The following is a 23,451-nucleotide window of genomic DNA, read 5'->3' on the forward strand; positions in this document are numbered from 1 at the left end:
CGAGCGAACGCGGACCAGGCCAGTGCCTGAATTTCAACTAGCAGAAGCTTCTGGAAAGTAGCGCCATAGCGGGTGACAGCCCCGTATGCGAAAGTGAGAATTCAGGACTCGAGTAGGGCGGAACACGTGAAATTCTGTCTGAACATGGGGGGACCACCCTCCAAGCCTAAATACTCGTATGTGACCGATAGCGAACTAGTACCGTGAGGGAAAGGTGAAAAGCACCCCGATGAGGGGAGTGAAACAGTACCTGAAACGGATTGCCTACAAGCAGTTGGAGGGCTTTTATGGCCTGACAGCGTACCTCTTGCATAATGGGTCTGTGACTTAATGTATCAAGCAAGCTTAAGCCGATAGGTGTAGGCGCAGCGAAAGCGAGTCTGAATAGGGCGCCAGAGTTTGATGTATTAGACCCGAAACCCGGCGATCTAGGCATGACCAGGATGAAGGTGCAGTAACATGCACTGGAGGTCCGAACCGATTAACGTTGAAAAGTTACCGGATGAGTTGTGTTTAGGGGTGAAAGGCCAATCAAGCCGGGAAATAGCTGGTTCTCCGCGAAAACTATTGAGGTAGTGCCTCGCACGAACACCTTAGGGGGTAGAGCACTGGATGGGCTAGGGGGTCGCGAGATCTACCAAACCTAACCAAACTCCGAATACCTAAGAGTGATATGCGGGAGACAGACGGCGGGTGCTAAGGTCCGTCGTCAAAAGGGAAACAGCCCTGACCTACAGCTAAGGCCCCCAAATCGTATCTAAGTGGGAAAGCATGTGGGACTTCCAAAACAACCAGGAGGTTGGCTTAGAAGCAGCCATCCTTTAAAGAAAGCGTAACAGCTCACTGGTCTAAACAAGAGGTCCTGCGGCGAAGATGTAACGGGGCTCAAGATACGTGCCGAAGCTTAGGGTGTGCCACTTATGTGGTACGCGGTAGCGGAGCGTTCCGTAAGCCTGTGAAGCGATCTGGTAATGGGTCGTGGAGGTATCGGAAGTGCGAATGCAGACATGAGTAGCGATAAAGAGGGTGAGATGCCCTCTCGCCGAAAGACCAAGGGTTCCTGCGCAAGGCTAATCCGCGCAGGGTGAGCCGGCCCCTAAGACGAGCCCGAAGGGGGTAGTCGATGGGAACCACGTTAATATTCGTGGGCCTGGTGGTGTGTGACGGATCATGTGTGTTGTCATCCCTTATCGGATTGGGATGGCTTCGAAATGGTTCCAGGAAATAGCCCCACCGTATAGACCGTACCCGAAACCGACACAGGTGGTCAGGTAGAGTATACCAAGGCGCTTGAGAGAAGTGTCCTGAAGGAACTCGGCAAATTGCCTCCGTACCTTCGGAAGAAGGAGGCCCTCACTATGCGCAAGCACTTTGAGGGGGCACAGGCCAGGGGGTAGCGACTGTTTAGCAAAAACACAGGGCTCTGCTAAGTCGGCTTCAAGACGACGTATAGGGCCTGACGCCTGCCCGGTGCCTGAAGGTTAAGTGGAGGGGTGCAAGCTCTGAAATGAAGCCCAGGTAAACGGCGGCCGTAACTATAACGGTCCTAAGGTAGCGAAATTCCTTGTCGGGTAAGTTCCGACCTGCACGAATGGCGTAACGACTTCCCCACTGTCTCCAGGACATGCTCAGCGAAATTGAATTCTCCGTGAAGATGCGGAGTACCCGCGGTTAGACGGAAAGACCCCGTGCACCTTTACTGCAGCTTCAGAGTGGCATTAGGAAGAAACTGTGTAGCATAGGTGGGAGGCTTTGAAGCATCGGCGCCAGCTGATGTGGAGCCATAGGTGAAATACCACCCTGTTTGTTTCTGATGTCTAACCTCGTTCCGTAAGCCGGAACAGGGACCCTCTGTGGCGGGTAGTTTGACTGGGGCGGTCGCCTCCTAAAGAGTAACGGAGGCGCGCAATGGTGGGCTCAGGACGGTCGGAAACCGTCTGTTAGAGTGCAATGGCATAAGCCCGCCTGACTGCGAGACTGACAAGTCGAGCAGAGACGAAAGTCGGTCATAGTGATCCGGTGGTCCCTCGTGGAAGGGCCATCGCTCAACGGATAAAAGGTACGCCGGGGATAACAGGCTGATAACCCCCAAGAGCTCATATCGACGGGGTTGTTTGGCACCTCGATGTCGGCTCATCACATCCTGGGGCTGGAGCAGGTCCCAAGGGTTTGGCTGTTCGCCAATTAAAGTGGTACGTGAGCTGGGTTCAGAACGTCGCGAGACAGTTTGGTCCCTATCTGCCGTGGGCGTCGAAATTTGAGAGGAGTTGACCCTAGTACGAGAGGACCGGGTTGAACATACCTCTGGTGTACCAGTCGTTCCGCCAGGAGCGCAGCTGGGTAGCTATGTATGGACGGGATAACCGCTGAAAGCATCTAAGCGGGAAGCCTCCCTCGAGATAAGATTTCATAGAGCCGTCGGAGACCACGACGTTGATAGATCGGATGTAGAAGTGCGGTAACGCATGGAGCTAACCGATACTAATTGCTCTATTCGCGCTTGAGAGTCTCACACCATCAATGACAACACTGGGCAACTAGCTAGCCATAAGATGCGTGCGGATGATTAAGACGACGCCAGATTGCCAATCCCCTCGCCGTCGAGGGATTGGTCGAATACCACTACAAACCTTGCACGGTATCGATTTTAAAACCCCGCCAACGCGAAAGCCGCGGCGGGGACCCAGATATGACGCGCTCGCATGTCGCACCGGCTCCATTGCCTGGTGGCTATAGCGTCGGTGTCCCACCCGATCCCATTCCGAACTCGGCCGTGAAACCCGACTGCGCCAATGGTACTATCGCTCAAGCGATGGAAGAGTAGGTCGTCGCCAGGCATTGAAGCCCGTGCAACATGCAACATGCACCATATCACAAACCCATTCACAACGTCCCATACCCTCCTTCGCAATAGCGAAGTATCGCGGGGTGGAGCAGCCCGGTAGCTCGTCAGGCTCATAACCTGAAGGTCACAGGTTCAAATCCTGTCCCCGCAACCATCTTGATTTGCAACGCCTCCTCGGTCACACCGGCGGAGGCTTTTTGCGTTTCCGCTCCGGCACATAGCGACAGCATCGAGGCAAGCTCGCCGCGCAGGTCGATCGCGAGATTGCCGTCTTCCGGCGTCAGCACCACCGCATCGATGAGCGCACGCAACCGTTCGAACACCTGCGTTTTACCGCGTTACTCTCGAACGCCGCGATAACCCACCTCGCCTTCTTACAATGCAAACGGCTCAGGTTCGGATGCAGCTTGAAGAAAGCGGATTGACCCGCCCCGGGTTTGTCGAAACCCAACTCCTGAAACTGAGAGTCATGACGCGCAAGATGGCGAACACGTTTGCGCCCGAGGTCGGCGAGCGGACAGGGCGGGCGTTTTCGATCACGAGAGGGATTACCCGTGTAACAAAATTTCGGCGATGCGTATTCGGGAGCCGTTGATCGCACTGGTCCAGACGAAAGCGCCAAGCAGTCCTCACCTGTTCAATCCCACAGGTTGAGTCATTTTCCGTAACACAAGTCTCATGTTTGATCGTTACGGCAGAAAAATGAAACTACCTTCGCCGCCTCGAGCGATGTCGCCCGCTCAGCGCTGGGTGGACCTTGGGCTGGCGCGAGGCTGCGCTGACTAGCGCCACTTGTGTGGCGGTATCGCTCGCCGCGAACGGGCTGGAGGCTTATCCCATTGCTCGGACGGCGATCGCCTGGAACATGGCGATGCGGATTTTGGCGGTGACGATCATCATCGTTTGATGTCCGGCACGCGTCGCTCGCACGATCGCGAATGGAACCGCGCGCGGAGTGATCCCTTGACCGGGCTCGTCAACGAGCAGGCCTTTTACGACAATGCCACGGCGGCCGCGAAGGTTCAGCAGTGGGGGATACTCGCATATGTCGACCTCGACGGTTTCAAGCAAATCAACGACCGCCACGGTCATGCCGCGGGGGCGAGGCGCTACAGGCCTTCGCCAGTGGGTGCGCGACTTGATCCGATCGGACGACGTGTTCGCCCGCATCGGGGGCCACGAATTTCTGTTGTTTCTGCCGGTCGACAGCGAAGCCGAAGGCGCCTGGCTGCCGTCTCGAGCAGATCCACCAATCCCGCATGTCCTCGGTAGGTACCGGCCAGCGGCCAGTCCTTGCCCGGGATGATCCACTCGATTTCCTCGGCGACCAGTGCCAGCAGGCCTTTCTTGTCGCCGCGACCGATCGCGGCGAAGAAGTCCTTCACAGTCTGGACGTTCTTCTCGGTGCCCACGGCATTCTCTCCCATTTCAGGCAGCGTCCATCAGCCGAACCTGACCAGGTCCTTGAAGATCAGGCGGCCCCAGCTCTTGTCGTGTGCCTGGACGAGTAGCCCACCGTCCGAAAGCCCGCCGAGCTGGATCGGCGCGAAGCCGAGATCTTCCGCCAGCACGCCGACCTGTGCTGCCGCATCGTCGTCGTCGCTCGACAGGAACACGACGCGCTTGCCACCCTGTACGGCCGGGTCCTGGTCGAGCACGGCAGCGACCAGATGGTTGAAGCCCTTGACCACCCTGCCGCCGGCGAAGGCGTCCGCGACGACCTTGGCCGAGGGCCGTCCGCCCATATCCTCCGCGGACACACCGTACGCATTGGTCACATCGACGATGATCTTGCCCCGCCAGTCCGGCAGCGCCTTCGCGACATCGGGGTGCGATTGGTAGCGGACGGCCAGGAAGATGACGTCCGCCTCGACCGCCTCGGCGAGCGTCGTGGGCGTGATGTCGGGACCGATCGCTACCGCGGTCGATGCAAAGCTTTCCGGATCGCGCGTGGTGGCGACGGATACCGCGATTCCCTTGCGGGCGAATGCCTTGGCGAGGGTCTGGCCGATCTCGCCGAAGCCGATGATTGCGTAGGTCATGATAATCTCCTTGGGGTTTCGGGTGGTCAGAGTTTGTAGCCGCCGCTCGCTTCGATCGTCTGGCCGGTCACCCAGTGGCCGTCGTCGGATGCCAGGAACGCCACGACGGCGGCGATTTCCGAGGGCTCGCCAAAGCGGCCCAGCGCGATGTCGGCCTCGGCCGCCTTCACGAGTGCTGGATTCTCCCGTAAGGCCGCGTTCGCGTCGGTCCGCGTGAAGCCTGGTGCGACGGCGTTCGCGGTGATCCCGCGTGGCCCCAGTTCGGAGGCGAGCGCATGCGTCAGGGTGTTGATGGCGGCCTTGGCCATCGAGTAGATCGGCGCCATCGTTACCGGCTTCGTCGCGGGGGCGGACGAGATGTTGATGATCCGTCCGCCATCGACAAGGCGATCCATCGCGGCCTGCACGATGAAGAACGGTGCGCGCAGGTAGACCGCCATCAGCGTGTCCCAGCTGGCGGGCGTCGCGTCCTTGAAGCCGATCCAGCCGGCATTGCCCGCGTTGTTGACCAGGATGTCGAGTGTTTTGCTGCCGTTCCGCTTGGTGAACTCGTGGTCGAGCGTGTCGAACAGGACCGGCACGGTTGCCGGGTCCACCAGGTCCGCATGAATCGCGAACGCAGTGCCACCAGCTTTCTCGATGGCCGCGACCGCTTCGTCCGCGCCGGATTTGCTGGTGTTGTAGGTCAGCGCGACGGTCGCACCGTCGCGTGCGAGACGTTCGGCGATGGCGCGGCCGATGCCACGCGATGCTCCGGTAACGAGAGCGGTCTTTCCTTTGAGAGTATGGTCCACAGGATGTTCCTTCGTGCTTGGGTGCTGGTTCCGATCACACGGGTGATCGGCGGGTGATCGGCCGTCGGGACGCGTCAGAGCTGTGCGAGGCCACCGTCGACGGCGAGTTCGCTGGCGGTCATGAAGCTGCTGTCCGACGATGCGAGAAAGGCTGCGGCTGCCGCGATCTCGGCCGGATCGGCCATGCGGAGCAGCGGAGTCATCGCGCCGTAGGCCTTCTGGCCCTCCTCGCCGAGCGCGGCCTTGGCGAGCTCGGTCGCCGTCGCGCCGGGGGACAGGACGTTCACGCGGATGCCGGTGCCCTTGAGGTCTTCCGCCCAACTCCGCGCGAGGTTGCGCACGGCCGCCTTGCTGGCGCTGTAGGCGGTAAACCCGGGGGCGCCCGTGGTGCCTGCGCTCGATCCGGTCAGGATGATCGAACCGCCCTCGCGCATCAGCGGCAACGCCTTCTGGACGGTGAAGATCGTCCCCTTCACGTTGGTGTCGAAGGTCTCGTCGATGTGTTCGGCGGTGATCTGGCCGAGTGGGAGCGGACTTCCTGCGCCTGCATTGGCAAAGACGATGTCGAGCGTCCCGCGCTCGGCCTTCACCGCGGCGTAGAGGCGGTCGAGGTCGGACTCGTCGGCGACCGAGCCTTTCACCGCGCGGGCATGCGACCCGAGCTCTGCCACTGCGGCATCGAGCGCATCCTGTCGCCGCCCATAGATGAAGATGAAGGCGCCTTCCTCGATGAACCGCTTTGCCGAGGCGAGGCCGATACCGGTCGCGCCGCCGGTGATCACGGCGGTCTTTCCTTCTAATCTGGTCATGTCGTGCATCCTTGTTCGCCGACAGGGTGTCCTGCCGTCCCGGGACATTTCCCCGCGAACCTCAACATGGGTTCGTCAAAACCGGGCAGGGATTGTGGAATTTTGCACATCGGTGGTGCGGAAACGATCCACGGGACGCGTCGTGCGCTAATCCCGCCTCCTCGTGCTATGATGAGCGTGCAGCTTGCGGCGCGGGAATGCACCATGATCGACTGGGACGACGTTCGCTACTTTCTGGCCGCCGCGCGCGAGGGGTCGGTGCGCGCGGCCGCCAAGCGTCTCGCGGTGAACCACGCGACCGTGCTGCGACGTATCGCGAACCTCGAACAGCGGCTCGGCGCGCAGATGTTCGAGAAACTGCCCTCGGGCTACCGTCTGACGACGGCGGGCGAGGAGGTTCTCGAATTCGCGCTGCAAATGGAATCCTCGTCGCACCAACTGGAGACGAGGGTCTTCGGGCGCGACCAGAGCGTGCGCGGGCTCCTGCGAGTGACGCTGACCCCGATCCTCGCGACGCACCTTCTGTTGCCGGATTTCGCCGATTTCGCGCGCCGGCATCCGGACATCGAAATGGAAATCCAGTCCTCCGGCGACCTCGCGAATTTGACCAATCGGGAGGCCGACGTCGCGATCCGCGTCGTCTACGACCGCAAGACCCTGCCGCTCAATCTGCACGGATTGAAGGGACCGGAGCTGTTCGGCGGCGTCTACATCGCCCGCGATCGGCTGGCTGCATGGCGCGCGGGCGCGTCCGATACCAAGCGCGCGGGCGCGTCCGATCCCCTCCGCTGGATCGTCATCAGCACGCACGGCATTCCGGATTGGGCGAGCGAAGGCGATGTCCGTACCATTGCGGTTCCCTTCAGGGTCACCGACGCAGGCGCGGAGATCGCTGCCGTCCGGCAAGGGCTCGGCATCACGACGCTGCCATGCTTTGTCGGCGATGCGGACCCGCTGCTCGAAAGAGTGCCGGGCACCGACCTCCACCTGTACGGAACGCTCTGGGTCCTGACGCAGGGGGACACGCGCAAGACGAAGCGCGTCCGGCTGTTCACGGACCACGTCTCCCGCAGGCTTGCCGCCTACGCGCCGCTTCTGGCGGGAATGTCAGTATCGGGCGATTGATGCCCGACGGTCTTCAGGCCGGAGAAAGCAACTCCATAGAGGCGGCGGTTACAACGTGCCTCCCTCGGCGAGCGTCTTGAGTTGATCAGCCATCGCGCCCCAGCCGCCTTCAAAGCCCATCGAGCGATGCTGCTCCAGCGCCTCGTCGGTCCAGTGGCGCGCCGTGGCGGTGAAGAGGGTGCCGTCCCCGTCCGGCGCGATCTCGAACAGGCCGACCATGAACGGGCCGCTCGGCTTCCAGCCGGCCGTGAAGGCGTCGGTGAACACGAAGCGGCGGTTTGGCTCATAGTCGAGGACCACGCCTTCGTTGGGCATCTCCTCGCCATTGGGTCCATGCATAACCACCAGACTGCGACCGCCTGGGCGCCACGCGATATCGCGTGCTTCTGCGCGCCAAGGTCGCGGACAGAACCACTCCTCGAAGCGGTTCGTCATAGTCCGCCAGACCGCGTCCACAGGGGCGGCGATGCGTCGCTCGACGCTGAGTTCGCGGCTATTGCTCATCGCTCGTCTCCTTCGCACATTAGTATCGCATATCGCGCCAGTGTTGCACGATATAGCGGGCGGCTTGCCGGTAGCCGGCAGCCGGCGTGACGACGAAGCCTCCGTGCAACATTGCCTGCAAATGAAACGCAAGGCTCGTAATATCGATGCCGGCTTCGAGCCTCCGCGCGTGCCAAACGCTTTCGCTATGACTTTAAACCGCTGGCATTGATCGCGCGCCGGGCAGAGATGACACGATCGCCATAGAGCAGCGCCAAGGATCGATGGACGGCTTTGGCGCACCTGTCGTTCGCCAAGGCCGACGCCTGCCGCTCGGCTTGTTCGCGCTTCTTGCTATAGGCGAGGTCGTAATCTTGAACGTTTGGCATGGCAGGCACTCGGCACTGCGGGCGGAAGCTGATCCCAGCTCTCTATCGTCACCGTGCTCGCGGCAAGGGTGATGGCGACAACGCATTATACGCCGATGCGGCTTGGGGAGATACAGCGGTCGCGCTGTCTGGCTCGCGCACCGTTCCGTCTGCCGCGTATCGGGTGGCCGGCCATGTTGGTGAAGCCCGCGAGGCCTACATCGGGTCTCAGTCCCATTGAGGTGCCTCAGCATGTCGCGATCGACCAGTCCCTTGTTCGTGGATGCCGTGATCGATTGCATGGGCGAGGGGAGGGCGCCCACGCATGAGGAGATGATAATCGTCGCGCAGCACATCTGGTCCTATGGCGCGGCATCCCGCTCCGCGTTCGCGTGGGACAGCTTGTCGGTGTCCTCGCCCGAACGTCTCTGTTCGATGCGCGCGGCCGGTCTGGCCTTGCACGGCTCGCAGTAACCTGCCGATGGCGGCGCGCGTGTGTCTGCCGTGATGGACCCCGCGTACGGCAAATGAGCGGGGATGGTCACGCAGCGTGGTCGCTCGTCGCCGCCAAACCAGAATAGCTCCGTTTCTCGTCGTTGTCGCGACGCGGCGTCATCGACACCCTATCTAAACGATACGAAGTCAGCTCGCCGCGACAGCCTTGACGGCGATGAACATCAGGATTGCGCCATGAAGAAGATCGGGTTCCTTTCGTTCGGTCATTGGTCATCATCGGCCCAATCCGCGACGCGGTCCGCCTCGGACGTGTTGCTGCAGTCGATCGACCTGGCCGTTGCTGCCGAGGAATTGGGCGCCGAAGGCGCGTACTTCCGCGTGCATCATTTTGCCCAGCAACTCGCATCGCCCTTCCCGCTGCTGGCCGCGGTCGGCGCCAGGACCAGCCGGATCGAGATCGGCACCGGCGTAATCGACATGCGCTACGAGAACCCGTTCTACATGGCGGAGGATGCGGGTTCGGCCGACCTGATCAGCGGTGGCCGCTTGCAGCTTGGGATCAGCCGCGGTTCGCCCGAGCAGGTGGTCGAAGGGTGGCGTCACTTCGGCTACGCACCCGCCGAGGGCGAAACCGACGCCGACATGGGCCGCCGGCATGCCGAGGTGCTGCTCAATCTGCTCAAGGGCGAGGGGTTCGCGCAGCCGAGCCCAAACCCGATGTTTCCCAATCCACCAGGGTTGTTGCGTCTCGAACCGCATGCGCCAGGCTTACGGCGGCGCATCTGGTGGGGCTCATCGTCGAACGCCACCGCGGTCTGGGCCGCGCAAAACGGCATGAACCTGCAAAGCTCGACGCTGAAGGCGGACGAGAGCGGCGAACCGCTCCACGTCCAGCAAGCCAAGCAGATCCGGCTCTATCGTCAGGCGTGGAAGGATGCGGGGCATGACTGGGAGCCGCGCGTATCGGTATCGCGCTCGATCTTCGCGCTGATGAACGATCGCGACCGCGCTTATTTCGGGCGTGGTGAGAGCAGCGACCAGATCGGCGTGATCGACAACATGCGGGCCGTGTTCGGCCGGTCCTATGCGGCTGAGCCAGACCAGTTGATCGAACAGCTCCGCGCCGACGAAGGCATTGCCGAAGCCGATACGGTGCTGCTTACTGTGCCGAACCAACTCGGCGTCGACTACAACGCGCATGTACTCGAGTCCGTCCTGACCCACGTCGCGCCAGCGCTTGGGTGGCGTTGAGGTGGCGCGGGTCACCTCGACGCTTGGCTGCATGTAAAATGTACACGTCAGAGGGCAATTCGAACGTTAGCGATGACTGCCAAAACGGATTGTGCATGAGTGTCTGAAGTTGAGATGTGGGGACGAGCCCCCGAGCGACCGGGAATGGGTCTCAAGGTGAACCCAGATAGCAGGCGCGACCTCCGACTTCGCAACTAAATTTGGCTTCGATAAAAGTTGATATTCTGTGGATGTGTCACAGAACATCCACATGACGAAGATAGGACGTCTTTTAGTGCAGCGGCTGTGCATGCCGCGCTCTTAAAAGGGGTTTCGATGCTTCGTTCCATGCGACTTTCGTCGCGCGCAGTTCTGCGCGCGCTGTTAATGCTCGGCTCCACCGCCCCGGCCTTGATGATCGGGGCGACATCGGTCGAAGCCCAGGACTATACGAACATCGCCGCGTCCGGTCGCGTGACAGGGCAGGACGGGACCGCGATCGTCGGGGCGCAGGTCAAGATCACCTCATCGGACCGAGGCGTCAGCCGCGTTGCCGCGACGGACTCGACGGGCAGCTACACCATCCCGCAGCTTCCGCCCGGCAATTACGACGTCGCCATCACCGCGCCGGGCTTCGCAACCTATGACGAACGCGGAATTCCGCTGACCCGCGAATCCGGCGGTGCCAACAGCTTCCGCCTGGTTCCAGCCGAGCAGAGCGGCGACATCGTCGTCGTCGGCACCCGCCAGCGTACGGCCGACTTTCAGGATACTACGGTCGGCAGCACGATCAATCTCGGCTCGCTGACGACGCGCGTACCGATCGGGCGCACCTTGCGCGACGTGATGTTGCTGACTCCCGGCGCGGTTCAGGGCTCGTCGCCGTCGAATGGCGGCTTCTCCAACCAGGTATCGATCGGCGGCGCGGCGTTCACCGAGAACGCGTTCTACATCAACGGCTTGAACGTGACCGATTTCGTGTCAGGCGGACAGCCGGCCGAAGTACCGTTCGACTTCTACCAGACGGTCGAAGTGAAGACCGGCGGCGCACCCGCGGAGTTCGGTCGCGCGACCGGCGGCTATGTCGTCGCCACGACCAAGTCCGGCACCAACGACTATCATGCGAGCGTCACCGGCATATGGGAGCCCAACGATCTTCGCGGCAGCGCGCCGTCGACCCGCACCGTCGACTACCGCCACGCGACCGCAAGCCGGAAAGAACTGGTGTTCCAGGCGAGCGGCCCGATCATCAGGGACCATCTGTTCGTCTATGGCCTCTACAACATGCGCGAGATCCGGACGCTGACGCCGCAGGCCAACCAGAACAACGCGACGGGCGTGGCGAACACGAGCCCGTTCTGGGGTGGCAAGGTCGACGGCTACATCAATGGCGACCACCATTTCGAATTCACCTATTTCGACACCACGAACGAGACGCGCAACCGCAGCTACGACTGGGATCGCACCGACCATAGTCTCGGCGGCAAGACCGGCGGCACCAACGCGCGGGCGGGCGGGATCAACTATGTCGGTCGTTATACCGGCACCTTCACACCGTGGCTGACGCTGTCGGGTGCATACGGCGTGAACAAGCTTCGCTCGGGCAACGTCCCGCTCGACGTGACCAACCCGCAGGTCATCGATTACCGCACCGACCCGGCCGGTATCCAGATCGGCGCCAACAAGGTGACGGACGCGTTCAGCAGCACCGACAACGAGCGCGAATTCTACCGCGTCGATGCCGATCTCCAGTTTCAGTTGCTTGGCGCACACCATGTGCGCTTCGGCTATGACCATGAGAAGAACACTCAGTCGCAAACCTTCGAAACTATCGGCGGCGGCGCATACAAGATCTTCAACGTCACGGCGCAGTCCGCCGCGAGGATCGGTGCTCCGATCGGCACGCAATACTACACGACGCGCGTCTACGAGCAGAGCGGCGTCGCACATGTCCGCAACGAAGCCTTTTATTTGCAGGACCAATGGTCGCTGCTCGATAACCGACTGCGCCTCGATCTCGGCGTGCGCAACGATCGCTTCAGCAACCAGGGCGTGAACGGGAAGTCGTTCTTCAAATCGGGCAACCAATGGGCGCCGCGCCTCGGGGCCGCGTTCGATCCGGTCGGCGACGGGCGCACCAAGATCTTCGGATCCTATTCCAAATACTTCCTGCCGATGGCGGGGGACATCAACCTGAACGTCGCAGGCAGCCTGGTCACGTACACGCGCTACAATCTGTTCAACGGCGTCAGCGGCGCGGGCAGCGTTCCCGTCGCCGGCACCCCGCTTCTGTCGGTCGTCAACACCACGAACTGCCCCGACACCGGCATCAAGAATTGCGAAGTCTCGGCGGACGGCTCGGCGTTCAACCCGGCGGGCGCGATCGCGAGTAACATCAAGCCCCAGTCGGATCGGGAGTTCATCATCGGCGCGGAGCACCAGTTCAGCGATCGCATCCGGATCGGAGCCTATTTCACGCACCGCGAACTGACCAACGTGATCGAGGACGTCTCGATCGACGCTGGCGCGCGCGCCTATTGCGTCGGCAAGGGCTTCACCGCAGCGGCCTGTCTGTCGGCGTATCCGGGTGGCAGCCAGTTCGTCATCGGCAACCCGGGCAAGGACATCACGACGCAGATCAACAAGCTGCCTGACGGCTCGACCCCGACCGTGACGCTGAAGAAGGACGATCTCGGCTATCCCGCACCGAGCCGCAACTACAACGCGCTGACGCTGACCTTCGATCGCAGCTTCGACGAGAAGTGGAGCCTGTCCGCGTCCTACACGCTCGCGTTCGACAAGGGGAATTACGAAGGCGGCGTGCGATCGGAGAACGGACAGCTCGCGATCAATCGCACCGCGGACTTCGACTCGCCAGGTTTCGTCAACGGGGCTTACGGGTATCTGCCCAACGATCGGCGCCACAGCTTCAAGGCTTATGGCAGCTACCGGCTGTTCGAGGCTCTGGATCTCGGCGCCAACATGCTCGTGCAATCGGCCCCGCATTACAGCTGCATCGGCGCGGTGCCGCTGGCGGTGGATGCCTATGCGAACACCTATCACGGCTACGGCTATTACTGCCAAGGCGAGCTGATCCCACGCGGTACGGCGTTCACCGGCGACTGGTTGGCGCAGGTCGACGTCAGCGCAGTCGTCCACCTGCCGATCCCCCATCTCCAGGCGTCGCTCCGGCTCGACGTGTTCAACCTGTTCGCCAGTTCGGCGGTCACGTCGTTCAACAATTTCGGTGAGTTGAGTGACGGATCGGCCAACTCCGATTATCGCGCACCGGTGAATTACCAGACGCCGCGCTCGGTGCGGTTGACGGCAGTGGTGGGCTTCTAGGCATCGCTTGCGCGTGGAGCGAGGCATGGAGCATGTCTCGCCCACGCGGGTTCACCGACGAAGACCTTGATGGAGGGGACGATAGAGAAACGATCACAGCGGCAGAGCGAGATCATGGCGCGGTTGCGCGGCGGCCGAACCCTGTCGGTAACCGCGCTGGCCGCCGATCTCGCGGTCTCGGACGAGACGATCCGCCGCGAACTGCGCGCACTCGAGGATCACGGCGTCATCATTCGCGAGCATGGCGGCGCGCGGATGACGACGCCTGTGCACGAGGGGCCGCTCCACCAGCGCATGGAGGAGAATGCCGACGCGAAGATCCGTGTCGCACGCGCGGCGGCCGAGTTCGTGCAGGACGGCGCGATCGTGTTCATCGACTCCGGTACGACGAGCTGCTTCATCGCGCGGCACCTGGCGGACCGGCGCTCGTTGACCGTCATCACCAACTCGCTGCGCGTCGCGAGCGATCTTGGCGGGATCAACAATAACCGCCTGTTCCTCGCCGGCGGTCAGATGGATTATGATTACCGCGCATTCTCCGATCATGTCGCGCAGGAATATGTCCGCGGTTTCACGCCGCACCTGGCGATCCTGTCGGTCGGCGGCATCAGTCTGGAGCGCGGGCTGATGGACTTTCATCCCGGAGAGGCGGCGATGAGCCGTATCGCCTATGCGACGTCGAAGCAGGTGCTGCTCGCGGCGGATTCATCGAAGTTCGGGCGGTATGCGCTGATCCAGACGGCGGCGTTGACCGATGTCGGCATATTGGTGACCGACAAGCCGCTGGAGGACGACTATGCCCGCGCCTTCGCGCATGCCGAGGTGGTGATCGCCTGACGCCGCCGCCCGGCGCGGATCAGCGCCGGTGCGGCGACGACGATCAGGAGCGCGCCGGCGGCTGCGACGGCGGCGTGGAGCAACCAGAATTGCGGGCTCGCGATCCGCTCATAGAAGACGCCGCTGAACCCGGCCCACAGGCTCGCGAAAACGCCGTGAAGGTAGAACAGTCCCATCCAGAAGCCGACGAGATGACGCGGCGCGCTGCCCGCGATCAGGCTCAGCGCAGACGGCCAAATCAGCACGATCGCCCCATCGATGAGGACCAGATAGGCCAGCGTCCAGGGTAGCGCGAGCGGTGCGCCACCACTGGTCGCGTCGCCCAGCGCAAGGACGAGATAGCCCGCCGAACACAGCATTCCGCCGAGGAATATCTGCGTCACCGCGCCGATCCGGATGCCCCGCCGTTGCAGCGCTCGCGACGCGACCTGCGACACCGTGATCAGCGCCAGCGTGAAGACGCCGTCTAGCGACAGGAACCACGCCACCGGCATGGTCCAGCCCAGGACATGCCGGTCGGCTCGCGTCCGCGCCCAGACCAGGAAGATGTTGCCGAGCTGATCATAGGCCGAATAGCAGAGGTACACGGCGGCCAAGGCAACGACGAGCAGCGCAGTCGATCGAGCCGGGTCGGGTGTTGACGCCGCCAAGTCCGCGGGAGGGGCTGCTGGCGCCGCACGGCCGGTCACCGCGTAGATCGCCAGACCCAGCGCGACGGCGGCGGCCGCTGCGGCGATCGCATAGTCCTGACCGGCGAACGCGGCGAGCGCTCCGCAGACCAGCGGCCCACAGATCACTCCGGCGTTGAGAAAGCCGAGATAGACCGCGTAGCCCCGTCGGCGCTGAGCCTCGTCCTGGAACAGCGCGCCCAGCTGTGCCGACAGATTGCCCTTCAACACCCCCGCGCCGATCGCGAAGGGAACCAGCCCGAGGAGGAATGTCGGATCGCCGAGCATCAACGTCAGGCCGAGCAGCATGCCGATACCGCCCGCCGCGACCATCACGCGCCGGTTTCGGATCACATCGCCGATCAGCCCGCCGACCGGTATCGCCAAATAGATCAGCGCATTGGCATAGCCGTATAGCTGCGAGGCAAGTCCGGTGGCGGACAAGGGCCCGAACATCGCCGCGCTGGTCTCGCTGAAGGCAGTCACGCCGACGACGCGCGACACGTCGCCGACGAGCACCCGGTCCAGGAAGATCAGCACCAGGAGCGACTTCACGCCGGAGACGGCGAAGCGTTCGAGAAATTCCATCGTCGCGAGCGACAGAAAGCCCGCGCTCAGCAAGCGCTCGCCTTCTACCGAGCCGTCTCTTTGCATTGCGTCCGCCCCCGCCAAGCGCCGCAACTAGGCAGGCTTCGCGACACGGCCATGACAGTAGGAGCGGCTCAGGCGGGGTGCGGAAACGCCGCAGCGGGCTCGCTGATGCCGGACCGCCCAGTCTCGACATGCCCCGCCAGGCGTAGCCGCACGCCATTCGCTGAGGTCAGCAACAGGTCGTACCAGCGATGATCGGCCGAAGCGATCGGGACCTTAGCCGTGCCGTCGGCAGCGACCGCGATCTCGCGTCGCTTGCCGCTATGCGCGCAATGCAGCGCCATCGTCACCGGCGCGCTGCCGCGGTTGCGGAGCTGCAAAATGCCGGCCGTGCCGTCTTCACGCCATAGCGCCACTGCCTCGATCCCTGCGCTCCCCGCCTGCCCGCGATAGTCGCGCTGGAACCCGTTTGGCCCCCGAACGACCAGCGCGTGCGGCTGGTCCGCACGGATCGGCCACGCTTCGCTCAGACGAGAGTTCGCCGCGACGGTGAAGTAGCGCCAACCGGGGAAATTTACCTCGTCCTGCACGCCGAAGACGATCCCGACCGGGCCCTGGTTCACGAAATTGAGCGTGAGCGCCGCGCCCCCCCAGACGGGCTCGACGGCGAAGCGGTACGGCAGCGCACGCGCCAGCCGGGTGCCGGGTTCCTGCACGGGTACGCCTTCCCCCTTGGCAATGATCGGGGCAGGTGCAGTCGCGCAAAGTCGCTCGGTTTCCTCGACATAGCCGGCGACCGACGGAAGCGCCGCCGCCCAGCGCGTGTCGAGGCGTGCGCTGTGCGGCACGTCGAAGTCGAAGATCGAGGTGAGGTCGCCGCACACCGCGCGCCGCCACGGCGAGATGTTCGGCTCGGCAACGCCGAAGCGCTTCTCCAGGAACCGCAGCACCGACGTATGGTCGAACAGCTGCGAATTGACCCATCCGCCGCGCGTCCACGGTGAGATCACGGTCATCGGCACGCGTGGCCCCAGGCCGACCGGCTCGCCCTGATAGGTCTCGCTGCGGACGTCAACGTTGCTCGCACCGTAGCGCGGTGCGATCGCGGGGACGGGAGCTGGAACGTGATCGAAGAAGCCGTCGTTCTCGTCGTAGTTGAGGATCAGCGCGGTCTTCGCCCAGACCTTCGGATTGGACGCGAGCGCCGCGACCACGCTGCTGATCAGCACCTCGCCGAACGGCACGGGCGCGTCGGGATGCTCGCTCATCTGCATCATCGGCACGATCCACGACACCGCCGGAAGCCGGTCCGCGGCGACGTCCGCGGTAAACGCGGCGATCAGGTGTTTGGCCTGCGTCTTTTCTGGATCCTCGGGCGCAACGCCGTCGATCCAGTCGACATAGGACCGCCCACGCCGATAATGCGGCGAAGACCGGTCCAGCTTTCGGAACTCGCTGAAATAACCGAGCGGATTGTCGGAATAATTGGCGAGCTCCTGGTACACGCGCCAGGGAACGCCCGCCTCCTCGAGCCGGCCGGCATAGGTGCGCCAAGGCAGGCCCTGCGTCGCGTCGTCCTTGGCCATGTCGGCGCCGGGATTGCCATCGGTACCGCCGTTGGTGACGCAATAAGCGCCTTCCTGCCCGACGCTCAAGCCGTTCGTGCCGCTGAAATGATAAAGCCGGTTGGGGCCGGTCGGGCCTTGCAGCGAGCAATGATAGCCGTCGCAGATCGTGAACTGGTCCGCCAGCGCATGGTAATACGGGATGTCGGCGCGGGTCAGGTGCGCCATGGTCAGCGGGCCCTTCTGCTCCGCCCAGACGTCCCAGTTGCGCCAGCGCGCCTGGCTGTCCTTCCAGCTATGATCGAGCCCGGTGAAACAGCGCGCGTTGCTGCTGTTGTAATCGAGCCGGAAAGGCCAGGTGATCCGCCCGCCATCGCGGTCGGCACCGCGTTGCGCCCAGACCGATCTACCGCCGGGCAACGTCACCGGCCGTGGATCCGCAAAACCGCGTACGCCGCGCAGCGTGCCGAAATAATGATCGAACGACCGGTTCTCCTGCATCAGGATCACGACGTGTTCGACGTCCATGATCGAGCCACGCGTAACCGAACGCCGTAAAGTGCTGGCTGCCCCTGGTGGCGTAGCAGCGGCGCCCGATGCACCGATTAGGAAGGCTCTTCGACCAATCGCCATTCTGCTACCCCAAAGCTATCGCGATGCGTCCCATATAAGGCCGACAACCAACGCGTAGGCATACAGTGTACGATTCATGTGACAGCGCCGAGGAAAATGTGAATCTTATGATGACCTCAATCAAAAGGCCCACACTTTCAACCGGGGTGTTCGAGTCAGATCTTCGACATGCCGAGGCAAGGTGATCATATTACGAAGTGAAGGAGCGTCGACGTAGAAACGTCGGGTAGTGCAGCCGAACGTCGGGAAATGGGCAGAGCGTCACGCGGCCTCGATGTTGCGTGACAAACCATCTTATCATAGACAGCCCGTGCTGCGAAAAACGATGGCGTGGTCAACACCCCCATCGCGCACACGCCGGCTGATAGCTGGCTAGCGGCTCCATCAACGGCAACGCAGGCTTGACCTGCGCCGGCTAGGAGCGCGGACAAATGCGAGAAGACGTTACCATCATTGGCGCGGGCCTGGGCGGCTTGGTGCTCGCCGGCGCCTTGCATCGCAGCGGCATCGGGGTCGTCGTCTATGACGGCGAGCCGTCGCCGGACGAGCGGGCCCAGGGTGGCCTGCTCGACCTGCACGAACACAGCGGTCAGCAGGCACTGCATACGCTCGGACTGTACCATGCATTCCTGAAGCTAGTCCGGCCGGGCGAGGATGCCAAGCGGGTCGTCGACCGGCATGGCACGGTGTTGCTCGATCGACCGGGCAATGCCGCCACCGCTCGCCCCGAGGTGGACCGCGGTGACCTACGCCGGTTGCTGCTGAATGCCTTGCCGTCAGAGATCGTGCAGTGGGGCCGCAAGGTCGCGTCGGTGCAGGCTGTGGGACGTGGTCGCCACACGGTCGCATTCACCGACGGCTCCGTGGTCGAAACGATACTGCTGATCGGGGCCGATGGTGCCTGGTCGCGCGTACGCCCACTCGTGACCGACGCCCAGCCCGCCTATACCGGCACCTGCTTTGTCGAGCTTCACTTCGACGCGGACGATCCGCGCGCGGCCCCCGCCGCGGCGGTGATCGGGTCGGGCACGTTGATGGCGGTGGCGCCCGGCCAAGGCATCCTCGCGCACCGTAACGCCGACGGCAGCATCCACACCTATGTAGCTGTCAGTCAGCCCGAGAAGTGGCTGGCCATAGCCCTGCCGATCACGGCCGCCCAAATCGAGGTCTTGTTCGACGGCTGGTCGCGATCGCTACGTGCCCTGATCACCGACGGGGAGAAGGTCCCGGTTGTGCGCCCCATCTACGCGTTGCCGCCTTTGCTGACCTGGCCCCGCGTAAAAGGCGCGACGCTGCTGGGCGACGCCGCGCACCTCATGTCGCCGTTCGCGGGGGAAGGCGCCAATCTGGCAATGTTCGATGGAGCGGAACTCGCGCGTGCATTGATCGACCATCACGGCGATAACGAAAGGGCCCTAGCCATTTACGAGCATGACCTGTTCGCACGGAGCCAACCGATTGCACAGCTCAGTGCGAGAAACCTGTCCCGCTTCTTCGGATCGGACGCGCCGACCAGCGTCGTGGATTTATTCAGCATCTAATGAACGAATGGCGGAAGTCGGGAGGCGGGCAGGCCGTTCTGGATGGCCGCTAATGGTTCAGATCACGCACAGCGCATCTGGTCTGGTACTCACCGGCAAAGTGCTTGAGACAACGCAGCAGAACGCAACGCCGTACTATTCGAAAGAAGCGTTCTAATTAAACCCTCGTGACCACGTCGTCGGGTGGGCGGCCTCGGTGTCCTCAGGCGCCTTTAAAATTGCCATGCAACGTGCCCGAAATAGAACCGTAACGGCAGTGAAACTTTAGTGCCGCCAGCCCGCAACATGCGCGTTTTAATGCACCGCTGGGTCGGACCGGTCGGTCCGGGGGGAGAATACTCGACATGTTGCATCATTCGCGCCTGCTTTGGGCGACGCTGCCGCTTACGCTTGCGGCTCTGGGCGCAACGCAATCGGCTAGCGCGCAGACCAGCGCTAGCGCGTCCGACACGGAGCAAACCCGCGCCGCTGATACCGCGGGAAATCCCGAAGCCGACGCCACAGGGGATATCGTCGTTACCGGTTCCTACGCGCGAAGCCTCGCCGCGGCGACCGAGACCAAGCGGCAGGCAGGCTACGGCGTGGACGCGATCAACGCGACCGACATCGGCAAGTTTCCCGCGCAGAACGTGGCGGAAGCACTCCAGCTCATTCCAGGCGTCACCATCACGCGCCCTCGCGGCGAGGGGCTGTACGTCAGCGTCCGTGGTCTCGGGCCGCAGTTCCAGAGCACGCTGCTCAACGGGCGCCCGGTGGCGATCAATGATCTGATCGAGAATGGCGGCGCCAACGGTCGTCAGTTCCGCTTCGAGATGCTGCCGGCCGAGTTCGTGTCGCAGATCGACGTGGTCAAGACGCCGACGTCGGACATGACGGAGGGTGCGCTGGGCGGCAATATTGACGTGAAGACCTTCCGCCCGCTCGACGTCGGCAACAAGACCACGCTGAACCTGCGCGGCACCTACACGACGCTGACCGACAAGGTGAAGCCCAACGCCACCGCGTTGATCAGCGCTAAGACCGACGACGGTACGTTCGGCATTCTCGCCGGCGCGCAATATTGGGGGAAGGAGGTCCGTAACGACCGCTCCTACAACACCGGCTGGTATCTCGATAAGTTCGCGTCGGCGCTGGGGAAGGGGTTCTACACGCCGGGGCGCACTCGCCCGACCGTGGAGACCGAGGATCGCAAGCGGCTGTCGGGCATGATCTCGGCGCAGTGGAAGCCCAGCCCGGAGCTGGAGACGACGCTCGACGTGCTCGCGACGCGGCTCGACATCGCCTATGACGAATATGGCCTCGACATCTATCCCGACGACGCCAGCGTTGCCGGTCACAAACCGGTGCTGGTGCCCGGTTCGGTCAAGCTCGACGGCAATAGCGTTGTCGCGGCGACGATCAACGACGTGCGCTTCATGGGCACGCGCGAATATAGCCTCAACCGACACGACCTGATCACGGTAGGGCTGAAGCAGGCCTGGACGCCCGAGGGCTGGAACGTCGTCGCCAACGCCAACTGGTCGTTCGCGCATAGCTATCACCCCAGCTACGCCGAGGGCACGGTGCGCAGCCGTATCCAGTTCTTCGCGCCGCTGACCTATGACTCGTCGGGCGGCTACAAGGTGGCTCCGACGATCTCCACGCCGGTCAACGTCCTGAATCCCGCCAACTACACGCTCTACCCGTTCAACATCGCGCCGAAGAACAGCAAGGACTGGGACACCTACGGGCGGCTCGATGTCGATCACGACCTGGATGGCCTCATCACCAAACTGGCGGCCGGCGGCGAATATCACTGGCGCAAGCGCGATTATCGTCGTCGCGACTTCACGGTGAACCCGGCGGCGAACACGTCGCTGACCGGTTTCGCACCCAATGGCTTCGAGCAGCTCCCGTTCGACGATTTCCTGTCGGGCGTCGGCGGCAATATCCCGCGGACCTGGCTCGTGCCGATCACCAGCGTGTTCTACGACAAGCTGTTCACCGACGCGATCGCCAACAGCCCGCTGTCGGCGGGCGACCTGCGCGCTTCTTACGTCGTGACGGAGAAGACGGCAGGCGGTTATGTCCGTGCGGACTATGGGTTTCCGGTCGGCAGCGTGGCTGTCACCGGCAATGTCGGCGTGCGCTACGTCCACACCGATCAGGTGGCGAGCGGCAATCTGACTGCCGGTAACGTCGTCACGCCGGCACGTTTTCCGCAGACGTTCAGCAACTGGTTGCCGAGCTTCAACCTACGCGCCGAGCTGACCCGCGATCTGGTCGGGCGTCTCGCCGCCAGTCGCGTGCTCACGCGGCCGAACGTTACGCAGAGCGCACCGCAGATCACTGTCTCGACCGATCAGGCGACTGCTAGCGGCGGCAATCCTGCGCTGCAGCCCTTCCTTGCCACCCAGTATGACGGGTCGCTCGAATGGTATTTCAACCGCTCGGGATCGCTTACCGGCGCGCTGTTCTACAAGGCGATGGACGACTACATCACCGCGCAGAACATCAATGTCGAGATCCCCGGCCGCGGCACGGTGCTGCTCAGCACACAGGTCAACGGCGGCAGCGCCAAGGTCTATGGTGCCGAAGCAGCGTACAATCAGGTCTTCACGTTCCTGCCGGCGCCATTCGACGGGCTCGGCGTCCAGGCGTCCTATACCCACACGTCGGTGCAGGCGAACTACACGGCGGGTGCGCGTCCGATCAAGGATCAGCTGATCGGCTTGTCGAAGAACAGCTTCAACGTCGTCGGCTTCTACGACAAGGGGCCGCTGGCAGCGCGTATCTCCTATACGTGGCGCGACAAATATCTGTCGGGCGTCGGCAGCACGACGCAGGTGCCGACCTTCGTCGCGGCATTCGGTACGCTGGACGGCAACATATCGGTGCGCGCCACGAACGCGCTGACCTTCAGCGTCGAGGCGATCAACATCGCCAACGCCAACAGCTACAGCTACAACGACAAGGAAATCCAGTTCGGCGAGATCAACAATTACGGCCGCACTATCCTGTTCGGCGTGCGGGCGCAGTTCTGATGCTCAGGTCGATGCTACTCGCCGCCGCTGCGCTGGTTTCGACCGGCGCGACGGCACAGCGAGCGATGAACGACATTCAGGTGGTCGGCTCGCACAACAGCTTCAAGGCACGGATTCCGACGGCGGTGATGGCGAAGATCCGTGCCGCCGAGCCGCGGATGGCGGAGGGGCTGGACTATTACCACCTGCCGCTCGCGCATCAACTCGACCGCGGGGTGCGCCAGATCGAGATCGATATCTTCGCCGACCCCGATGGCGGGCGCTATGCGTCGCCCAAGGGCGAGGCGTGGGCCAAGGCGGCCGGCGAAACGACGAGCTTCGACCGCGCGGCAATGCTCAAGCCTGGGTACAAGGTCTTCCACATTCCCGACGTGGATTACATGAGCACCTGCGTGACTCTGGTCCGGTGCCTCGGCGAAGTGAACCGCTGGTCGCGCGCACACCCGCGGCATCTGCCGGTCATGATCACCATCAACGCCGCCGACACGCCGTCGGGGCGGCCGGAGATCGGCAGCCCGATACCGCTCGATGACAAGACGCTGCTCGATGCGCTCGACGGCGAGATCCGATCCGTGCTGCCGGGTAGGCGTCTGATCACGCCGGACGAGGTGCGCGGTACGGCAGCGAGTCTGCGCGAAGCGGTACATACGCGGGGATGGCCGACATTGGCAGCGGCACGGGGGCGGATCTACATACTGTTCGACGTGCGCAAGGCAGTGTCGGACGTCTACCGCGACGGTCACCCGTCGCTGGCCGGCCGGGCGATGTTCGGCTGGTACCCGGACGACCAGCCCGAATCCGCCATCCAGATCGTCCAGGACCCGCTGGTCGATGGGGAACGGATCCGGCGCTGGGTCGGCGAGGGCGTGATCGTTCGCACCCGCACCGACGCCGGCACGGTGGAAGCCCGCAGCCGCGACTATGCCAAGGCGAACGCCGCCCTGGCGAGTGGCGCGCAGGCGGTCAGCACCGATTATTACCCCGGCGCGCCCGACCCGCTGCACGTCGGCTTCGCGGTAACGTTGCCGGGCAAGGCGATGGCGCGCTGCAGTCCGGTGCGTGTGCCCGGCGGTTGCAGCCTGCAACCTTGAGGTGC

Annotated in this window: 16 protein-coding genes, 1 tRNA gene and 2 rRNA genes (1 of these 19 only partly in view); 11 read left to right on the top strand and 8 right to left on the bottom strand. The window is 63.1% G+C overall.

Going from position 1 to position 23,451, the window contains the following annotated elements; genetic code table 11:
• The 3 genes from E5673_RS03910 to E5673_RS03920 all read left to right on the top strand — a co-directional run.
• Positions 1-2,505, top strand: a 23S ribosomal RNA gene (locus E5673_RS03910); it begins 329 nt to the left of the window's first position.
• A 217-nt stretch (positions 2,506-2,722) separates the two neighbouring features.
• Positions 2,723-2,837: ribosomal RNA gene (rrf, locus tag E5673_RS03915) — 5S ribosomal RNA — on the top strand.
• Between the two features lie 85 nt (positions 2,838-2,922).
• Positions 2,923-2,999, top strand: a tRNA-Met gene (locus E5673_RS03920).
• 677 nt (positions 3,000-3,676) lie between these two features.
• Here E5673_RS03920 and E5673_RS19935 read toward each other — a convergent pair.
• The 5 genes from E5673_RS19935 to E5673_RS03945 all read right to left on the bottom strand — a co-directional run bounded on the left by E5673_RS19935 (position 3,677) and on the right by E5673_RS03945 (position 6,490).
• Positions 3,677-3,937, bottom strand: a complete 261-nt coding sequence (locus E5673_RS19935) for a hypothetical protein (RefSeq protein WP_247599561.1) — start codon at positions 3,935-3,937, stop codon at positions 3,677-3,679.
• Between the two features lie 17 nt (positions 3,938-3,954).
• Positions 3,955-4,257, bottom strand: coding sequence for a nuclear transport factor 2 family protein (locus tag E5673_RS19940; protein WP_247599562.1), 303 nt, complete (start codon positions 4,255-4,257; stop codon positions 3,955-3,957).
• Positions 4,258-4,287: 30 nt separating this feature from the next.
• Positions 4,288-4,887 (bottom strand): NADPH-dependent F420 reductase, encoded by a 600-nt coding sequence (locus E5673_RS03935; RefSeq protein ID WP_136189014.1) that lies wholly within the window; start codon positions 4,885-4,887, stop codon positions 4,288-4,290.
• Between the two features lie 26 nt (positions 4,888-4,913).
• On the bottom strand, positions 4,914-5,681 hold the full coding sequence (locus E5673_RS03940) for an SDR family oxidoreductase (RefSeq protein ID WP_136189015.1): 768 nt from the start codon (positions 5,679-5,681) through the stop codon (positions 4,914-4,916).
• Positions 5,682-5,755: 74 nt separating this feature from the next.
• Positions 5,756-6,490: an SDR family oxidoreductase gene (locus E5673_RS03945; RefSeq protein ID WP_136189016.1), complete on the bottom strand. Its 735-nt coding sequence runs from the start codon at positions 6,488-6,490 to the stop codon at positions 5,756-5,758.
• A 204-nt stretch (positions 6,491-6,694) separates the two neighbouring features.
• Here E5673_RS03945 and E5673_RS03950 point away from each other — a divergent pair, with 204 nt between their 5' ends.
• Positions 6,695-7,615: a LysR family transcriptional regulator gene (locus tag E5673_RS03950; RefSeq protein ID WP_136189017.1), complete on the top strand. Its 921-nt coding sequence runs from the start codon at positions 6,695-6,697 to the stop codon at positions 7,613-7,615.
• A gap of 48 nt (positions 7,616-7,663) precedes the next feature.
• On the opposite strand, the gene E5673_RS03955 is transcribed toward E5673_RS03950, so the two are convergent.
• Positions 7,664-8,119, bottom strand: a complete 456-nt coding sequence (locus tag E5673_RS03955) for an SRPBCC domain-containing protein (RefSeq protein WP_136189018.1) — start codon at positions 8,117-8,119, stop codon at positions 7,664-7,666.
• A 599-nt stretch (positions 8,120-8,718) separates the two neighbouring features.
• Here E5673_RS03955 and E5673_RS03960 point away from each other — a divergent pair.
• The 4 genes from E5673_RS03960 (at position 8,719) to E5673_RS03975 (ending at position 14,334) form a co-directional block, all read left to right on the top strand.
• Positions 8,719-8,940 carry a hypothetical protein gene (locus E5673_RS03960; protein WP_136189019.1) on the top strand — a complete coding sequence of 74 codons (222 nt, stop codon included), beginning with the start codon at positions 8,719-8,721 and terminating at the stop codon, positions 8,938-8,940.
• A 216-nt stretch (positions 8,941-9,156) separates the two neighbouring features.
• Entirely contained in the window at positions 9,157-10,173 is a 1,017-nt protein-coding gene (locus tag E5673_RS03965) for an LLM class flavin-dependent oxidoreductase (protein ID WP_136189020.1), read from the top strand.
• 315 nt (positions 10,174-10,488) lie between these two features.
• Positions 10,489-13,497, top strand: a complete 3,009-nt coding sequence (locus E5673_RS03970; protein WP_136189021.1) for a carboxypeptidase regulatory-like domain-containing protein — start codon at positions 10,489-10,491, stop codon at positions 13,495-13,497.
• Between the two features lie 69 nt (positions 13,498-13,566).
• Positions 13,567-14,334 (top strand): DeoR/GlpR family DNA-binding transcription regulator, encoded by a 768-nt coding sequence (locus E5673_RS03975; RefSeq protein WP_247599563.1) that lies wholly within the window; start codon positions 13,567-13,569, stop codon positions 14,332-14,334.
• On the opposite strand, the gene E5673_RS03980 is transcribed toward E5673_RS03975, so the two are convergent.
• Complete coding sequence (locus E5673_RS03980; protein WP_136189023.1) at positions 14,292-15,656, bottom strand: MFS transporter; 1,365 nt, start codon at positions 15,654-15,656, stop codon at positions 14,292-14,294. The genes E5673_RS03975 and E5673_RS03980 overlap by 43 nt on opposite strands.
• A 68-nt stretch (positions 15,657-15,724) precedes the next feature.
• On the bottom strand, positions 15,725-17,791 hold the full coding sequence (locus E5673_RS03985) for a phospholipase C, phosphocholine-specific (RefSeq protein WP_136189024.1): 2,067 nt from the start codon (positions 17,789-17,791) through the stop codon (positions 15,725-15,727).
• A gap of 431 nt (positions 17,792-18,222) precedes the next feature.
• On the opposite strand from E5673_RS03985, the gene E5673_RS03990 reads away from it, so the two are divergent.
• The 3 genes from E5673_RS03990 (at position 18,223) to E5673_RS04000 (ending at position 23,446) form a co-directional block, all read left to right on the top strand.
• Positions 18,223-19,332 (top strand): NAD(P)/FAD-dependent oxidoreductase, encoded by a 1,110-nt coding sequence (locus E5673_RS03990; RefSeq protein ID WP_136189025.1) that lies wholly within the window; start codon positions 18,223-18,225, stop codon positions 19,330-19,332.
• Positions 19,333-19,676: 344 nt separating this feature from the next.
• Positions 19,677-22,355, top strand: coding sequence for a TonB-dependent receptor (locus tag E5673_RS03995; RefSeq protein WP_136189026.1), 2,679 nt, complete (start codon positions 19,677-19,679; stop codon positions 22,353-22,355).
• A complete protein-coding gene (locus E5673_RS04000; protein WP_136189027.1) occupies positions 22,355-23,446 on the top strand; it encodes a Ca2+-dependent phosphoinositide-specific phospholipase C in 1,092 nt (363 codons plus the stop codon). The genes E5673_RS03995 and E5673_RS04000 overlap by 1 nt, the downstream gene beginning before the upstream one ends.
• Positions 23,447-23,451 lie beyond the last annotated feature (5 nt).

The organism is Sphingomonas sp. PAMC26645 (assembly GCF_004795835.1).
GTDB lineage: Bacteria > Pseudomonadota > Alphaproteobacteria > Sphingomonadales > Sphingomonadaceae > Sphingomonas.

What these genes read in the sequence shown, in the direction of transcription:
- E5673_RS19935 (WP_247599561.1), bottom strand. Translation starts at nt 3,937, where the DNA reads ATGACCGTGGCGGTCGTTGATTTGCTTGAAACCGTCGAGGTCGACATA.
- E5673_RS03935 (WP_136189014.1), bottom strand. Translation starts at nt 4,887, where the DNA reads ATGACCTACGCAATCATCGGCTTCGGCGAGATCGGCCAGACCCTCGCC.
- E5673_RS03945 (WP_136189016.1), bottom strand. Translation starts at nt 6,490, where the DNA reads ATGACCAGATTAGAAGGAAAGACCGCCGTGATCACCGGCGGCGCGACC.
- E5673_RS03950 (WP_136189017.1), top strand. Translation starts at nt 6,695, where the DNA reads ATGATCGACTGGGACGACGTTCGCTACTTTCTGGCCGCCGCGCGCGAG.
- E5673_RS03955 (WP_136189018.1), bottom strand. Translation starts at nt 8,119, where the DNA reads ATGAGCAATAGCCGCGAACTCAGCGTCGAGCGACGCATCGCCGCCCCT.
- E5673_RS03960 (WP_136189019.1), top strand. Translation starts at nt 8,719, where the DNA reads ATGTCGCGATCGACCAGTCCCTTGTTCGTGGATGCCGTGATCGATTGC.
- E5673_RS03965 (WP_136189020.1), top strand. Translation starts at nt 9,157, where the DNA reads ATGAAGAAGATCGGGTTCCTTTCGTTCGGTCATTGGTCATCATCGGCC.
- E5673_RS03970 (WP_136189021.1), top strand. Translation starts at nt 10,489, where the DNA reads ATGCTTCGTTCCATGCGACTTTCGTCGCGCGCAGTTCTGCGCGCGCTG.
- E5673_RS03975 (WP_247599563.1), top strand. Translation starts at nt 13,567, where the DNA reads ATGGAGGGGACGATAGAGAAACGATCACAGCGGCAGAGCGAGATCATG.
- E5673_RS03980 (WP_136189023.1), bottom strand. Translation starts at nt 15,656, where the DNA reads ATGCAAAGAGACGGCTCGGTAGAAGGCGAGCGCTTGCTGAGCGCGGGC.
- E5673_RS03985 (WP_136189024.1), bottom strand. Translation starts at nt 17,791, where the DNA reads ATGGCGATTGGTCGAAGAGCCTTCCTAATCGGTGCATCGGGCGCCGCT.
- E5673_RS03990 (WP_136189025.1), top strand. Translation starts at nt 18,223, where the DNA reads ATGCGAGAAGACGTTACCATCATTGGCGCGGGCCTGGGCGGCTTGGTG.
- E5673_RS03995 (WP_136189026.1), top strand. Translation starts at nt 19,677, where the DNA reads ATGTTGCATCATTCGCGCCTGCTTTGGGCGACGCTGCCGCTTACGCTT.
- E5673_RS04000 (WP_136189027.1), top strand. Translation starts at nt 22,355, where the DNA reads ATGCTCAGGTCGATGCTACTCGCCGCCGCTGCGCTGGTTTCGACCGGC.